The organism is Anaerobacillus alkalilacustris (assembly GCF_001866005.1).
Taxonomy (GTDB): domain Bacteria; phylum Bacillota; class Bacilli; order Bacillales; family Anaerobacillaceae; genus Anaerobacillus; species Anaerobacillus alkalilacustris.
Window position 1 is genome coordinate 1 of record NZ_MLQR01000014.1, and the last position, 14,866, is coordinate 14,866.

Genomic DNA, 14,866 nt, shown 5'->3' on the forward strand with positions numbered 1-14,866 from the left:
TGTAGTGTTAGGTAAACCCAACTTTCACTTTAGAACCATGAGGCTCCAAAGATTATCCGGTATTAGCTTCGGTTTCCCGAAGTTATCCCAGTCTACAGGGCAGGTTGCCCACGTGTTACTCACCCGTCCGCCGCTAATTTCAGGGAGCAAGCTCCCATCCATTCGCTCGACTTGCATGTATTAGGCACGCCGCCAGCGTTCGTCCTGAGCCAGGATCAAACTCTCCATAAAAGTGTTTGATAAAGCTCATAATAAAACATTGACGAGATATTTACTATCTCTTTTAATTCGCTTGGCTGTGTGTTCAGTTTTCAAAGAACAATTATTTCGAAGTTGTTTTTTTCAACAAGGACTCAAGTTTATCAAACCGAACGCGTCTTGTCAACAACTTTTTTTCAGTAACCCCGTCGCAAAATTAGCAACTTAGCTAATGTACCATAGAAGTAAAGTAAGTGTCAATACTTTTTTTATGGTGGGCCTAAGTGGACTCGAACCACCGACCTCACGCTTATCAGGCGTGCGCTCTAACCAGCTGAGCTATAGGCCCATATGGAGCGGGTGATGAGAATCGAACTCACAACATCAGCTTGGAAGGCTGAGGTTTTACCACTAAACTACACCCGCATATGAAATCTTATGGTCGGGAAGACAGGATTTGAACCTGCGACCCCCTGGTCCCAAACCAGGTGCTCTACCAAGCTGAGCCACTTCCCGAGATATTAAAACTGATATGGCGCGCCCTGAGAGATTCGAACTCCCGACCTTTTGATTCGTAGTCAAACACTCTATCCAGCTGAGCTAAGGGCGCAAATTTAAACTTGCAGTGTGATTAAATTAAATATAACTAAGTGCGGTCGAGAGGACTCGAACCTCCACGGGAGTACTCCCACTAGCCCCTCAAGCTAGCGCGTCTGCCATTCCGCCACGACCGCATATACAAACAGTAGACCTGAAGTGAAGTTGTCCTAAAAATAAAAATGGTGCGGGTGAAGGGACTCGAACCCCCACGTCAAAGACACTAGATCCTAAGTCTAGCGCGTCTGCCAATTCCGCCACACCCGCATCTTTATTAAAATATGGCGGACCCGACCGGGATCGAACCGGCGATCTCCTGCGTGACAGGCAGGCATGTTAACCGCTACACCACGGGTCCTAAACATTTAGATGGTGGAGGATGACGGGATCGAACCGCCGACCCCCTGCTTGTAAGGCAGGTGCTCTCCCAGCTGAGCTAATCCTCCAGGTAAACAATTATAGATAATCATAGTAATTGGTGACCCGTACGGGATTCGAACCCGTGTTACCGCCGTGAAAGGGCGGTGTCTTAACCGCTTGACCAACGGGCCATAAAAAGTGGCGGAGAAGGAGGGATTTGAACCCTCGCGCCGCTCACACGACCTACACCCTTAGCAGGGGCGCCTCTTCAGCCACTTGAGTACTTCTCCTTAATATGGCTCCACAGGTAGGACTCGAACCTACGACCGATCGGTTAACAGCCGATTGCTCTACCACTGAGCTACTGTGGAATAATCACTTCCGACTTAAACTATTTTAACTTGTTCATGTCAGTTTGTCAACAATATTTTTCATTCCGAAATTTCGTTCATCAATTTAGCGACTTTTTAAATTTAACATAGACGACCAATTAAAGTCAACTTGTTTTATAAGTTTTCTCTTTCTTTATTTTACCTTTACAATTCCCACATACATATTTCTTCGTATCAATCAAACGCTTCCTGTTAAACATCGTTTTACAAGATGTACAAATATAAACATGCACAGTCTTACTTTGTTTTCTAGCTCCTGGAATAGAATTACAGTACATAGAGCCTTCCACTTTTGATAAAAGCTGCTGAAAATCTTTGTCTACATGACGATATCCCCTTTTTTGAATGTGCAAGTGGTAATGACATAATTCATGCTTAATTATATCAATTAACGCCTGTTTTCCAAAATGCTCTAACTGCTTCGGATTTATTTCTATATTGTGATTGCCAAGAAGATACCTTCCACCAGTTGTACGTAATCTTGGGTTAAACGTTGCGCGATGTTTAAAAGAAATCCCAAAATACTTATTAGATATTTCCTCAACTAACAGCTGCAAGTCATGTTCATTCATGAATGTCTTTCCCCTTATTAGTTATTGTTTATTTGAAAATCAATCGTACAAGAACGAATTTAATTACTAAATTAAATTATCCTTAGCAAAAATTAAAAAAATCATCAACAATGACAACCTTCCGTTCATATACTATTCATACTACCACATCATAGAATAATTCTATTATAAAAACTTTCAACTTAACATACTCGCTCTTAATCATTAAAGACTAGTCTTGTTTTTCATACATTAATAAAGGAAGGGGGACTTCCGGTGCCTGACTGGCTACAAAAGCAAATAAAAAATGCTTTCCTCGAAAAAAACACTCAACAAATCCGTTTGTTAAACCAATGCTGGTTTTACTACCATCGGAGGTATGAACCAAACAACACCCACAAAAAACAAACAAAATAGAGAGAAGAGGGGATAATGAAATCCCTTCTTCTTGTATATCATCACTTTCTAGAGGCTATAAACATACTTTCATTCAATTCCGATCGATAAGGTCCTACTCTACTAAATCTGTACTTTATACCTGATTTTCTGGTTTAAGCATAGTTAACGCAATACGTTGTTTCTTAATATCAACAGAATCAACCCAAACTGTAACAACATCACCCACAGAAACAACTTCCATTGGATGTTTGACAAAACGATTAGTTAATTTCGATATATGAACAAGACCATCTTGTTTAACCCCAATATCTATGAAAGCACCAAAATCCACAACGTTTCTAACAGTACCTTGTAATTCCATACCACTTTTTAAATCTTCCATCTGTAAGACATCTTTCTTTAAAAGCGGTGTAGCAACCTCGTCCCTCGGGTCTCTTCTCGGTCTAATAAGCGCATCAATAATATCCTTTAATGTAGGGATCCCGATACCTAGCTCTACCGCAACTTCTTCTAGATTAAGCTGTTTTAGCCGCTCGCTTAATTCTGCAGAACCAATTTGATCAGTTATTGCACCAACTCGGTCAAGAAGCTTCTTCGTCTCTTGATAACTCTCAGGATGAATCCCTGTCTGATCTAGCGGCTCTTTCCCATCAGTAACTCTCAAAAATCCAATACACTGTTCATACGTTTTAGCACCTAACCTAGGAATTTTTTTCAGTTGTGTACGATTAACAAACTTCCCTTCTTCTTCTCGCTTTTTTACAATATTATTAGCCACAGTTTTTGACAAACCAGAAACATACTGCAGTAGCGAACTTGAAGCAGTATTTACATTTACACCTACCTGATTAACAACCGTTTCAACAACAAAAGTCAAGGAATCGTTAAGCTTCGATTGAGTCACATCGTGCTGATATTGACCTACCCCAACAGATTTAGGGTCAATTTTTACTAGCTCCGCTAACGGATCCTGCAATCGTCTAGCAATCGAAATCGCACTTCGCTCTTCTACTTGTAAATCAGGGAACTCCTCTCTTCCTAGCGGTGAAGCTGAGTAAACACTTGCTCCAGCTTCATTAACAATTAAATAGTAAACGTCTTTATTCGTCTCTTTTATTACATCGGCAATAAACTGTTCTGTTTCCCTCGAAGCTGTTCCATTCCCGATAGCAATGACCTCTATAGAATATTTTTTTATTAAATCTTGAACAATTTGTTTCCCTTTTTCAACCTCATTCTTTGGTGGTGTAGGGTATATAACCGATATATGTAATACCTTTCCAGTTTCATCGATAACCGCCAATTTACACCCCGTCCGATAAGCAGGGTCTACCCCTAATGCGACTCGTCCTTTTAATGGTGGTTGTAACAAAAGGTTCCTAAGATTTTCGGAAAATATATGTATCGCTTGATCTTCTGCTTTTTCTGAAAGTTCTTTTCGAATTTCACGGTCAATTGACGGCTCAATTAGCCTTTTATAGCTATCAGCTACTGTCTCCTTGATATACGACGTTACAGGCGAATGCGAATTTTTTATATACTTCTTTTCAATCAACGTAATAATTCGCTCTACCGGAGCAGATAGCGATACCTTTAATATCCCTTCTTTTTCACCTCTATTTAAGGCTAATATACGGTGTGGTACAATTTTTCCGATTTGTTCTTCATATTCGTAATACATTTCGTAAACGTTTTTTTCATCCTTTTCCTGGTCTTTTACAAGAGAGATGATTTTCCCTTCTTTATAAGTCATTTGGCGTAAAAGTTTTCGTACCTCTGCATCATCAGAAATCCACTCAGCAATAATATCTTGCGCTCCTGATATTACATCCTCAATTGTGTGAACTTCCTTTTCCTCTGAAATATAACCCTTAGCGACCTCATGAACATTCCCCTCAGCCGGAAATGAAAACAACCACTGAGCAAAAGGTTCGAGCCCTTTCTCCTTAGCAACAGTTGCACGAGTTCGACGCTTTTGTTTATAAGGGCGATAAAGGTCTTCCACCTCTTGTAATTTTGTGGCTTTCAAAATAGATTGCTTAAGTTCATCTGTCAGTTTATTTTGTTCCTGAATGATGCGGATAACTTCTTCTTTTCTTGTTTCTAAATTATTTATGTATGTCCACCTTTCAACAATAGTTCTAATTTGAACTTCATCTAGGGAACCTGTTAACTCTTTTCGATAACGAGCAATAAAAGGTACTGTATTACCTTCCTCTATTAAACCTATTACGCTTTCAATTGCTTTAGTCGAAAACGATGTCTCTTTCGCGAGTAACTGAAGCATCTTTTGTTTTTTTTCTTCCATTTTACGCCAACTCCCTTCCTTCATATTTATCTATTTTATATAAACGATTAAAGAAAATAAAGAAAACATCTAAACTTTTTTACCAAGAGATACAAAGTAAATAAGAAAAGCGCAAGCGCCTTGGTCACGAGCGAAAGGCACTGGAAGGCCTTTGACAGAAGCCGCTCTTTGGCTTCCTACGTGCTTCTGTGTCTTCTAGTATGCTTCGTAGGAAGCTTCCTCGAAGCAGTGTTTTGTGCGACGAGTAACCGCAGGAGCAATTGTTTTCCGTGCGACGAGTAACCGCAGGAGCAATTGTTTTCCGTGCGACGAGTAACCGCAGGAGCAAAGCTGCATGAAGCTATTCAGAGACGTTATTCATGTAGTTATTGAAGTCAGTAGCTTGACTGAAGTGATCGAGCTCGTAGGCTGCTTGCGCTAGACAGTTTCCAAGTTAGAAATTTATAAATTCTGATACTGCAAAAAAGGATGACTTTTCATGTTAGTCACCCCCTTTAAAGAAGTTCTTTACTATTAGTTTGGCCTTGTCGATGATTAACACTAATAATTGCATTATAAACTTTCCGAAGCATCGGTTGGTAAGGATTCCTGTACTTTCTCCAACGCCCTTCTTTGCAAACGGGATACGTGCATTTGTGATATCCCTAATTTTTTGCCAATTTCCTTCTGACTAAGACCTTCATAATAAACACAATATAATATTTGTTTTTCCATATCATTCAACACCGAAAAGGCCTTCTCTATTAATAGCTGCTGATCGGTCTTTTCATAACCGGTATCAGTTGCTCCAACTAAATCTAACAATGTCACAGTTCCACCTTCTTGATCAGCATCAATCGAACGATCGACAGAGAGAGCATGATAACTCCTTGACATTTCCATCGTCTCTAACACTTCTTCTTCTGTTACATCTAAAAAACTCGCTATTTCATAAACCTTTGGTGAACGTTGCAATTCTGTTGTTAGTTTTTCAACTGCATTCTTTATTTTTGGACCTAATTCTTTTATTCTTCTAGGCACATGTACACTCCAGGTTTTATCTCTAATATATCTTTTTATTTCACCTATAATTGTTGGCACAGCAAACGCTTCAAAACTGCGCCCATAAGATGAGTCAAACCTTCGCAAAGCTGCTAAAAGACCTATCATCCCCACTTGAATAAGGTCATCACCATAATCTTTACCTTTCGAGAACTTTCTTGCTAACATATGCACTAACGATTCATACTTTTTTACTAATATGACTTGTGTTTCTTCTGAATTCGACCGTTGAAAGTCTTTGATCAATTGTTCAATTTGATTGTCGATCTGTAGTTGTTGCTGAAGATCTTCCGACATTTTGTTCCACCTCACCTCTTTGTAGGAACTTAGTCATAACAACAATAACCCCAATATCATTTCTAATCTCAACTTTATCCATTAAGCTTTCAATTAAAAACAAACCCAGACCACCTTCTTTTAAATCAGCAATTGGCTTATCTGTATTAACTGGTCCAAAATCACCCCTTAATTTCTCTAGAGAAAAACTCTGACCTCGGTCTGCTACCATAACTTCCAACCTGTCTGGATATACTCCGCAACCCACAGTCATTTGACCACCTTCATCGTTATAAGCATGAGCAACAACATTTGTACACGCTTCGGCTACCGCTATCTTAATATCTTCGATTTCATCATACGAATACCCTAACCGATTGGCTATTCCAGATATAGTTAATCGGATTACACCGACGTATTCAGGCTTCGCTGGTAATTTCATCTCTATATAATCAGATGTTTGGCTCACTTCGCTTCCTCCCTCATACTTTCATCGATGTTCATTACTTCATCTAACCCTGTAATATGAAATAATCTTCTCACTCGTTCAGTCATCCCAATGAGTTTAATAGAACTATCATGTTTGTGGGAAGATTTTAATGCTCCAATGAAAGTCCCCAGTCCAATGCTATCAATATAATTCACCTGAGATAAATCAATAATTATTTCATTTCCTTCTATTCCTGTTAAATGAAGGAGAGTTTCATTAAGTTTCTTCGCTGTATAAACATCTACTTCTCCATTTAGAATTAGGTATTGCTTTCCCGCTTTTTCTATTTGTATAATTTCCAAATTCAATTTTTGTCCCTCCTCAAAATCACAATCTTTATATACCACTAGAATGAATATTTTAAACGTTTCTTCTAATAATCATTAAAGTAAAATCATCTTTCAAACTATAATTTTGAATTTTTTCTAACTCAGAATAAACGCTATCTACGATTTCTTGAGCAGATAAATGTATATATTTTTTTATTATCCTCGGAATCTCGACCCTTTCTAGAAATCCCTCATCAGTCCGGCACTCTGTGACACCATCAGAAAGAAGGATAATTAAATCATTTTCCATTACTTCTCGTTCATACTCTATAAATTTTGCTTTTTTACTTAAACCGAGCACTAATCCCTTCGTAGTTAAGTCATAAAATTCTCCTGTACTATAGCAATAATAAAAGCCCGGTTCATGCCCTGCACCTGAATACCGAAATACGTGTTCATTTAAGTCATACGAACCAAATACCATCGTTATAAACATATTAGAGCCAATATTCTGCTCAACAACTCTATTTAAATTTTCTAATAGAGCATTAGGTTGCAAGCGTAATTCAGGTAAGCTATCCAAAGCATATTTAATCATAGACATACAAAGGGCAGCCGGTACTCCTTTACCTATAATATCAGCAACAGCCACTCCTAGGTGCTCTTGTTCATCATGGATAAAATGATAATAATCACCACTGACGGCACTCGCGGCAACACTTTTAATGCCAATATCCAGTTTTGGTGTTTTAGGAACAACTTTCGGAAACAACTCTTGTTGCATCTTTGCTGCAACTGCCAATTCAGAATCCAGGTGTTTTTGCCGGTCTCTTAAACTTTGATGTTCTTGATAGGCTAATCCGTAACTAACCATCACTTCAAGTAACAGGTCGTTTGTATCCACTACTTCCTTAGGTAAGTTAGGAAGTAACTCTTTAATAACGGATACATGGAGACTCACCATATCCTCTGGCGAAACATTTCTTTTGGTTATATCGACAGAAAATTTTCGAGCTTCATGAAACGAACATTGACTGCCTGTCTTTAAGTATTTTTCGATAATTGTTTTATAGTCCGCGCGTAGATTCTCACTCTTTTTTTCCATAAGCTTCCCCTTTCAAATGAAGCTTTTTTATTAACACTATAGTCTTCTCCATTCACCACAATTTTGAGCCTAATAATAAATTTAGCTGTTTCTATCATTATTTCATTTCTCGATTTAGGATGCAAAGATTTGCATAGTAATTAACTCCTATTATCATTTATAACTTTTATATCGTCTGAATACTCAGAACATTAAATACAAATAAAAAAAGCTGCTCATTAATAGCAACTTTCCCTATCTGCATAATTTATTTATTAATATAAATAAATAATTAAAAATCAATTAGTCCTAAACTAATTTGTAGCGCTTCATTTACTCGGGACATCATATCATCATCTAGATGAGTAATCTTGTCTGTTAGACGTTGTTTATCGATTGTTCGAACTTGTTCCAATAGAATAACAGAGTCCCGATCAAAGCCATAGCGTTTAGCGTTTATTTCCACATGAGTTGGTAGTTTTGCCTTTTGAATCTGAGCTGTAATTGCTGCGACGATGACTGTTGGGCTAAACCGATTTCCTATATCATTTTGAATGATGAGAACTGGCCTTACTCCCCCCTGCTCTGAACCAACAACTGGTGAGAGGTCAGCAAAATAAACATCGCCACGTTTAACAATCAAAGTTTACACCCCACTTACTAAGTCAAGTGTACGCGTATGCTCCGCTTCCTCTTCGGCAAGAAATGCTTCTGAAGCAATGTTCAAATTAATTTTAGCCATTTCCATGTAACCCTGCTGCATAGTTTCTCGAATTTGACGTTTCTTTTTTTCACGAAGATACGCTTTTGTAGCTTGTGAAATAAATTCACTACGGTTTACATTTTCTCTTTTAATCAACCCATCAACCTCATTTAATAAATGTTGTGGTAAGCTAACCGTGATCCTCTTTGTGTTATCAGACACAAAAACACCTCCAACATACACCTACAACTAAATTTAGTTTATATCCATCAATAATCATAGCATTACAATTCAAGTTTTGCAAAGGTCTTTGTTATTTATCCCTAGATAAATGTTCGTCAAATTCTCGTACCATTCTTGTTATTTCTCGTATTCTTTATAAAACTTCATTATTTATTGTTACTATTTTCCTATCCTTTAAAAAGACTCTTGGAACACGGTAACTAATCATGCATGGGACCTCGTAATTAATCGTCCCAAGACGATCAGCCACTTCATCAACGGAAATTGCATCTCCCATTTGTTCTCCAATTAACGTAACTTGAGTACCGACTGGAACTTCTTTTGGCAATTTTACCATCATTTGATCCATACAAACCCTACCCACTATAGGAGCCCTTTCACCTTCGACGAGAACATAACCATTATTACTATTTTGACGTAGCCACCCATCGGCGTAGCCTACTGGTATTGTCGCAATCCATTCCTTTCCAATTGTTCTATAAGTAGCTCCATAGCTTATTCCTTCATTAGCATTAACTTCTTTTACATGAATTATTTTGCTATGAAACGAAAAAGCCTCTTTTAATAAGAAAGGAATTTCATCTTCAATTTCCTTAGACGGAGTGAGACCATACATAGAAATACCTACTCTCGTCATCGTAAACATTTTTGACGGAAATCTTATCGTTGCGGCGCTGTTGCCACAATGAATGTATTGAACATCTACACCATAATTACGTAACCACTGAAGCATGTCTTCAAAAGAATTGTATTGCATTTGGAAATAATCTAAATCCTTTTCATCAGCTGTTGCAAAATGTGTGTATATTCCTTCTAGAAAATATTGTTTATTTTCATTTATACAATCAATAACAGCTTTTCCTTCATTTTTTGATCTTATACCAATCCTGCCCATCCCAGTGTCAATTTTCAAATGAAAAGTACACGAAAATTCTGAATAAAGATGCGGTTTCGCCTCTTCTAACCAGTCTGCTTGAAAAACAGTTAAGGTTATATTATGTTCTGCCGCTATATTTATGTCACTCGGTCTTACCCATCCAAGTACTAAAATAGGTGCATTTATCCCCTGTTTCCTTAATGCGATCGCTTCATCTAATATAGCTACTCCTAAATAGTGGGCACCAGCTTCTAACGCAGCGCGTGCTACGTGAACTGCTCCATGACCATAGCCGTTAGCTTTAACTGCAGCCATGATTTTAACATCGTTAGGTAGGTTCCTCTTGATGCAAGTTACATTCTCACTTATTGCATCAAGATCGACTTCAACCCACGTATCTCGATAAAAACAGTTCAAATTTCTCAAAACGTGCCCTCCTCTAACAACAACTTTTATATATGATAATAATAAAGCCATAATACAACTTGTCAAGAACTTATAGGAAAATTAATTATTAATTATTTTCAACTATAAACCTCCTTCGTAATCGGAAATATTTTAGGTTTGATAAGAAACTCCCGTGGCGGCGTAAAACGCCGCCATGGGAGTTTCTTATCAAAAATGCAGACCCCTAGTTTTACGCTACAGAGTCTGCATTTCCTTTTTACAGTTTATCTAACTCATATTACGTAGAAAGCCCACCTATAAACCTTGATGCCCCCTAGGTAAGGGAGCTCCTAAAGTCAATAAACTAACTTCAGAAATGAAGATTGTTATACACTTTTATAAAATCATAAATACTTACTGCTATCAGTTTCCTCAAAAATTGAAGTGAACTTTATTATTTTACTTCAGTTCCATAAACTGATCTCGCGATTGAAATCATTTCTTCCGTACTTAAATCCTTTGAAGCTAAGAAGAAATCTACACCGTCATAAGACCAATTAATTGATTTTGTTTGAGCTTCACTTGTAAGTGCCCCAACTGTAAACCCTAAATCTACAGGTTCTCCATCCGTAATATGCATTGGAGTACTTGCTTGCTGGACTCTGCTTTTTTGTTGAATTAACGTAAAATCTTGGTCACCGGTATATGTTAAAATTACTCTTTTCCCATCCTCAATATTTACTTCTTTTGAATCGTTTAACACCGTTCCATCTGGTACATACATCGGGAATGAAACAACTAGTGGCTCGTCACTTTCTTGGGCCATTGCTGGAAGACTTTCTAATTGAGCCCCTGTCATATTACGATCCATATCGAAGTCACCTTCATTAAAGCTAGCATTTAGTTCGAAATCTTCAAACTCTACATTCACCAATACCTTTAACTCGACATCCATAATCTTAGCAGATACAGGTGTTAAATCTTTTTTATTTAAAGTAATTTCTTGTTGTTGTAAATTTTTATTTGTGTAATTTGTTTTAGTTTGGAATACATAGTGCTCGTCATTCGCTGTAAAGATTCGTTCCGGGTCCATTAAAATATCGTTTACAAGGGACTCATATAAGTAGACTTGACTGTTGTTTTCTGGCCAATCACTTTGGAAACGGAAACTTTTATTTAATGCTGGTGTCAAAACAAAAACACCCTCATCATTTCGTAAAATAATTTGACTTTGATCCTTGTTAGCGTTATTTAACGCTACACGATAATAATTTGGATTCTTATGCCAAATTTCAACAACATATTGCTGAGGATCTTTCCCTGTTTCAAGAGTCATCGTAGCCTCAGCTTTGTACCCTGTCATATTTTTTATTTTTTCACCTAATTCTTCGATGATATCTTCTTGTGTTTTTTCACCACAACCAGCTAACATCCCTAGAAGTACGAAACACGAGAAAATAAGTGCTACCATTTTTTTCATTCATTCTCAACCCCTTTGTCTCATTTAGACGACAAGGGAGGGAATTCTATCGGTATTTGTGATAACGGTTTTGAATACTATTCAAAACTTTCGGCATTATATTAATTAAGTCAGATGCCATTACACTTAACGGACTATATTCATGACTAATTAAATAATCCGCCGCCATACCATGAAGAAATATAGAGTTACTAATGGCTGATTGCAAATCTTTTTGTTGCATAAGTAACGCAAGCACCATACCCGTTAATACATCTCCTGATCCACCCTTAGCCAAACTGGGATTTCCACTTGTATTAATGAACTGCTGTCCGCCTGGTGTTGTCACTACTGTATATGGACCTTTTAATACAAGATAAACTCCATATTTAACAGCAAAGTCTCTAGAAACCTGAAAACGATTTTTCTCAACCTTAGCAATAGGCTCATTAATGAGATAAGCAAACTCACCTAAATGAGGTGTTAAAATAGTTGTACCTTTTCGTTTTGCTAAAATCGTTAAAAAGTCCTTCAAGTAAAAAAGACCATCTGCATCAATGACTATCGGTTTATCAAAATCATGTAAAAGAGTTTCTATAAACTCGCCATTATTATTTCGCCCAAGTCCAGGACCTACGGCGATTGCATCAAATCGATTCATTAATTCATCATCAAGATTTAAGCTGTTAATTTCACCGTTTACCGATGGACATAGGTGAAATGTTGACTCAATCAATTGACTTGCAACTGTGTTAATGATTGTGTCAGGGAGCGCCAACGTGACTAATCCAGCTCCTAACCGATGGCATGCTTTAGCAGTCAATATTGGTGCTCCAGTCATAGTTCGAGAACCTGCAATAATAAGCCCCTTTCCATGACTTCCTTTATGTGATGATGGCTTTCTTACCGGCAAAGAACAGGCAACATTTTCTTCAGTCCAAAGAAACCGTTCACTATCAATTTGTTTAATAGCAAGCTTTGGTATGCCTATATCAACTATCGTCAAATCTCCGTAATATTCCCTGGAAGGAAAAGTGTAAGCACCAAGCTTCGGACACTGTAAAGTAATAGTACGAGATGCTTTTATTGCATCAGTAATACAGGAATTCCCATTTGCGGGCAACCCACTAGGAAGATCGACAGAAATAATTTGACATTCTAACTGATTGACTTGTTCAATTATCTCCTTATATGGCTGACGCAAAGGACCAACTAACCCTGTACCTAGCATTGCATCTATTACATGTGTTTTTCCCTTTAAATTTCTAACTAAATCCTCACAAGTAATTGCCTCATAGCTAGTAAACTCATATCCACACTTCTTAAACACTTCCATATGATAGCGTGCCGTGCCTTTCACCTTTTTCACAGGTGGAATTAGCCATACATCAACTTGATAGCCTTTTTCTAATAAAGACCTCGAAATAACAAAACCATCACCACCATTGTTCCCTACACCAATGAGCACAGCAATTTTAGCTGTCTTCTTATTCATTAAATGTAAAATAGAACTTACGAATGCAAGACCTGCATTTTCCATTAGTAATTCGGCTTTTAATCCTATTTCTTCAATGGTATAGCGGTCAATTTGGTGCATTTCTTCACCAGTTACCACATTCAAAATAGTTCCCTCCTATCCGCACTACCACTATATGAGACTGTCCTAAACAATATGCAGACTAGCATGACAAGCTCGATAAAATTTCATATAGAAATGTTGCAAATAATATGTAAAAAAGCTCTTATGACAAGCAAAGCACTTATTGAAATATTTCACAAAAAGGATTTACAACTCAATAATTACATTTGCCACGGCATATTCTTTACTATGCGAAATCGATAAATGAATTTTACCATTTGTTTTTTCGGAAACGATAGTTGGTTTACCGTTTATAGCCGGTAAAATTTCAACATCCTTCCAAGAAAGATTTCTCCCAATACCAGTTCCAATTGCTTTGGAAAAAGCTTCTTTCGCAGCAAAACGCCCTGCTAAAAACTCTATTTTTCTTTTCTCTATAAGCTTTTGAAAATTTTGTTCCTCTTTTTCAGTTAAGATACGTTTTATAAAATTAGGATGTCTATGTAGCGTATCTTCAATTCTTTTTAACTCGACAATATCAATTCCCGTACCAATGATCATAAAAATTTGCTTCCTTCCAATCATTTATTTAATCATAAGCTTAGCTTCTATCGACCTTTCAGGGGCCATTGACCATACCTAAAAATACGTTGATAAGTTATAAAGCGAATTTCTTACTAACCTTAAGAGCAGGATTAAAAAGTTTACTATTTAACCCTATTTCGCTTTTTGTGGCATTTATGAGATATTACCCAACTCGTTTTCCTAACATTTTATCACAGATAAAATCATAGAATAGAAAAAGCTTACTATTCATTTTGTCTCAATTATTACTGTAAACGCATGATTTTATGCTACAATAATGTTAATAAATCTAGGAAAAGGTGATCTACAATGTTTGTGAGAAATGAAAGTTTTCGTTCGTTCCTCAGATCCTACCCAGTTGTATCTGGAATTGTTGCCATCCATCTTATATTATTTTTATGGATGTTTTTATTTCCATCACTAGGTGGAAACCTTATATTTATTCTAGGAGTAGGACACAATTTATCAATTGCTCAAGGTGAATTATGGCGATTAGTAACACCAATTTTTATGCATATCTCACCTGCACATTTCTTATTTAACTCATTCTCATTAGTATTATTTGGCCCTGCACTTGAAAGGTTACTTGGAAAATGGCGTTTTATTTCTATATATATATTAACTGGAATTCTCGCTAACGTTGCAACCTTTTATATTGGCGGTTTAGGATACTCACCTCACCTAGGCGCAAGCGGAGCAATATTTGGACTTTTTGGGATATACCTGTATATGGTCCTTTATAGAAAAGATTTAATCGATCAAAACAATTCTCAGGTGGTAATAACGATACTAGTAATAGGACTGATTATGACGTTTGTCAATGCACGTATTAATGTTTACGCACACATTTTCGGGCTGATTTCAGGGGCTGCTCTTGCACCAATTTTCTTATTCAAACTAAGAAGATACGCACCGCAATATCGACATGTTTTTGATGAAGGCGAAATCAGTTTTAATCCTAACCGTTGGAAAAATAGACGTTTTGGCGCCAGAACAAAGAAAACAGTATTTTGGATCCTCTTTGTTTTACTTGTAATTTTAGGAGTAATTTTTAAATAAATAAAAGCC

The 14,866-nt window shown here is 37.1% G+C and carries 14 protein-coding genes, 11 tRNA genes and 1 rRNA gene; 2 read left to right on the forward strand and 24 right to left on the reverse strand.

What is annotated here, in order from left to right:
• The 13 genes from BKP37_RS06555 to BKP37_RS06615 form a co-directional block, all read right to left on the reverse strand.
• A 16S ribosomal RNA gene (locus tag BKP37_RS06555) occupies positions 1-231 on the reverse strand; the annotation flags it as partial.
• Positions 232-470: 239 nt separating this feature from the next.
• Positions 471-547 (reverse strand) — tRNA-Ile (locus BKP37_RS06560).
• A 3-nt stretch (positions 548-550) separates the two neighbouring features.
• Positions 551-624: transfer RNA gene (locus tag BKP37_RS06565), tRNA-Gly, on the reverse strand.
• A gap of 13 nt (positions 625-637) precedes the next feature.
• Positions 638-714 (reverse strand) — tRNA-Pro (locus BKP37_RS06570).
• A gap of 17 nt (positions 715-731) precedes the next feature.
• A tRNA-Arg gene (locus tag BKP37_RS06575) sits at positions 732-808 on the reverse strand.
• Positions 809-849: 41 nt separating this feature from the next.
• Positions 850-932: transfer RNA gene (locus BKP37_RS06580), tRNA-Leu, on the reverse strand.
• Positions 933-978: 46 nt separating this feature from the next.
• Positions 979-1,062 (reverse strand) — tRNA-Leu (locus BKP37_RS06585).
• Between the two features lie 15 nt (positions 1,063-1,077).
• Positions 1,078-1,153: transfer RNA gene (locus BKP37_RS06590), tRNA-Asp, on the reverse strand.
• A 12-nt stretch (positions 1,154-1,165) separates the two neighbouring features.
• A tRNA-Val gene (locus BKP37_RS06595) sits at positions 1,166-1,241 on the reverse strand.
• A gap of 30 nt (positions 1,242-1,271) precedes the next feature.
• Positions 1,272-1,346: transfer RNA gene (locus BKP37_RS06600), tRNA-Glu, on the reverse strand.
• A gap of 8 nt (positions 1,347-1,354) precedes the next feature.
• A tRNA-Ser gene (locus BKP37_RS06605) sits at positions 1,355-1,445 on the reverse strand.
• A gap of 6 nt (positions 1,446-1,451) precedes the next feature.
• A tRNA-Asn gene (locus BKP37_RS06610) sits at positions 1,452-1,526 on the reverse strand.
• Positions 1,527-1,651: 125 nt separating this feature from the next.
• On the reverse strand, positions 1,652-2,119 hold the full coding sequence (locus BKP37_RS06615) for a SprT family protein (protein WP_071308839.1): 468 nt from the start codon (positions 2,117-2,119) through the stop codon (positions 1,652-1,654).
• Between the two features lie 255 nt (positions 2,120-2,374).
• Between BKP37_RS06615 and cmpA the strand changes: the two genes are divergently transcribed.
• Complete coding sequence (cmpA, locus tag BKP37_RS19590) at positions 2,375-2,515, forward strand: cortex morphogenetic protein CmpA (RefSeq protein ID WP_139193078.1); 141 nt, start codon at positions 2,375-2,377, stop codon at positions 2,513-2,515.
• Positions 2,516-2,630: 115 nt separating this feature from the next.
• Here the strand turns inward: cmpA and BKP37_RS06620 are convergent, their stop codons facing one another.
• The 11 genes from BKP37_RS06620 to acpS all read right to left on the reverse strand — a co-directional run bounded on the left by BKP37_RS06620 (position 2,631) and on the right by acpS (position 13,774).
• Positions 2,631-4,805 carry a Tex family protein gene (locus BKP37_RS06620; protein WP_071308840.1) on the reverse strand — a complete coding sequence of 725 codons (2,175 nt, stop codon included), beginning with the start codon at positions 4,803-4,805 and terminating at the stop codon, positions 2,631-2,633.
• A 552-nt stretch (positions 4,806-5,357) separates the two neighbouring features.
• On the reverse strand, positions 5,358-6,143 hold the full coding sequence (gene sigB, locus BKP37_RS06625) for an RNA polymerase sigma factor SigB (RefSeq protein WP_071308841.1): 786 nt from the start codon (positions 6,141-6,143) through the stop codon (positions 5,358-5,360).
• A complete protein-coding gene (gene rsbW, locus BKP37_RS06630; protein ID WP_071308885.1) occupies positions 6,097-6,564 on the reverse strand; it encodes an anti-sigma B factor RsbW in 468 nt (155 codons plus the stop codon). The genes sigB and rsbW overlap by 47 nt, the downstream gene beginning before the upstream one ends.
• 23 nt (positions 6,565-6,587) lie before the next feature.
• On the reverse strand, positions 6,588-6,920 hold the full coding sequence (locus BKP37_RS06635; RefSeq protein ID WP_071308842.1) for an STAS domain-containing protein: 333 nt from the start codon (positions 6,918-6,920) through the stop codon (positions 6,588-6,590).
• Positions 6,921-6,972: 52 nt separating this feature from the next.
• The gene (locus tag BKP37_RS06640) at positions 6,973-7,986 is read right to left on the reverse strand and encodes a PP2C family protein-serine/threonine phosphatase (protein WP_071308843.1); all 1,014 of its coding nucleotides are present in this window, start codon (positions 7,984-7,986) and stop codon (positions 6,973-6,975) included.
• Between the two features lie 271 nt (positions 7,987-8,257).
• Positions 8,258-8,608, reverse strand: coding sequence for a type II toxin-antitoxin system PemK/MazF family toxin (locus BKP37_RS06645; RefSeq protein ID WP_071308844.1), 351 nt, complete (start codon positions 8,606-8,608; stop codon positions 8,258-8,260).
• A 3-nt stretch (positions 8,609-8,611) separates the two neighbouring features.
• Positions 8,612-8,890, reverse strand: coding sequence for a CopG family ribbon-helix-helix protein (locus BKP37_RS06650; RefSeq protein WP_169823089.1), 279 nt, complete (start codon positions 8,888-8,890; stop codon positions 8,612-8,614).
• A 154-nt stretch (positions 8,891-9,044) separates the two neighbouring features.
• Positions 9,045-10,205, reverse strand: a complete 1,161-nt coding sequence (gene alr, locus BKP37_RS06655) for an alanine racemase (protein WP_071308886.1) — start codon at positions 10,203-10,205, stop codon at positions 9,045-9,047.
• Positions 10,206-10,629: 424 nt separating this feature from the next.
• Positions 10,630-11,655, reverse strand: coding sequence for a LolA family protein (locus BKP37_RS06660; RefSeq protein ID WP_071308846.1), 1,026 nt, complete (start codon positions 11,653-11,655; stop codon positions 10,630-10,632).
• Positions 11,656-11,701: 46 nt separating this feature from the next.
• Positions 11,702-13,249 carry an NAD(P)H-hydrate dehydratase gene (locus tag BKP37_RS06665; RefSeq protein ID WP_245712458.1) on the reverse strand — a complete coding sequence of 516 codons (1,548 nt, stop codon included), beginning with the start codon at positions 13,247-13,249 and terminating at the stop codon, positions 11,702-11,704.
• A 171-nt stretch (positions 13,250-13,420) separates the two neighbouring features.
• The gene (gene acpS / locus BKP37_RS06670) at positions 13,421-13,774 is read right to left on the reverse strand and encodes a holo-ACP synthase (protein WP_071308848.1); all 354 of its coding nucleotides are present in this window, start codon (positions 13,772-13,774) and stop codon (positions 13,421-13,423) included.
• 333 nt (positions 13,775-14,107) lie between these two features.
• On the opposite strand from acpS, the gene BKP37_RS06675 reads away from it, so the two are divergent.
• Positions 14,108-14,857, forward strand: a complete 750-nt coding sequence (locus BKP37_RS06675; RefSeq protein ID WP_071308849.1) for a rhomboid family intramembrane serine protease — start codon at positions 14,108-14,110, stop codon at positions 14,855-14,857.
• Positions 14,858-14,866 lie beyond the last annotated feature (9 nt).

Coding starts and splice junctions, on each gene's coding strand:
- sigB (WP_071308841.1), bottom strand. CDS start 6,143: ATGTCGGAAGATCTTCAGCAACAACTACAGATCGACAATCAAATTGAA.
- BKP37_RS06675 (WP_071308849.1), top strand. CDS start 14,108: ATGTTTGTGAGAAATGAAAGTTTTCGTTCGTTCCTCAGATCCTACCCA.
- BKP37_RS06620 (WP_071308840.1), bottom strand. CDS start 4,805: ATGGAAGAAAAAAAACAAAAGATGCTTCAGTTACTCGCGAAAGAGACA.
- BKP37_RS06660 (WP_071308846.1), bottom strand. CDS start 11,655: ATGAAAAAAATGGTAGCACTTATTTTCTCGTGTTTCGTACTTCTAGGG.
- BKP37_RS06615 (WP_071308839.1), bottom strand. CDS start 2,119: ATGAATGAACATGACTTGCAGCTGTTAGTTGAGGAAATATCTAATAAG.
- BKP37_RS06640 (WP_071308843.1), bottom strand. CDS start 7,986: ATGGAAAAAAAGAGTGAGAATCTACGCGCGGACTATAAAACAATTATC.
- acpS (WP_071308848.1), bottom strand. CDS start 13,774: ATGATCATTGGTACGGGAATTGATATTGTCGAGTTAAAAAGAATTGAA.
- rsbW (WP_071308885.1), bottom strand. CDS start 6,564: ATGAAATTACCAGCGAAGCCTGAATACGTCGGTGTAATCCGATTAACT.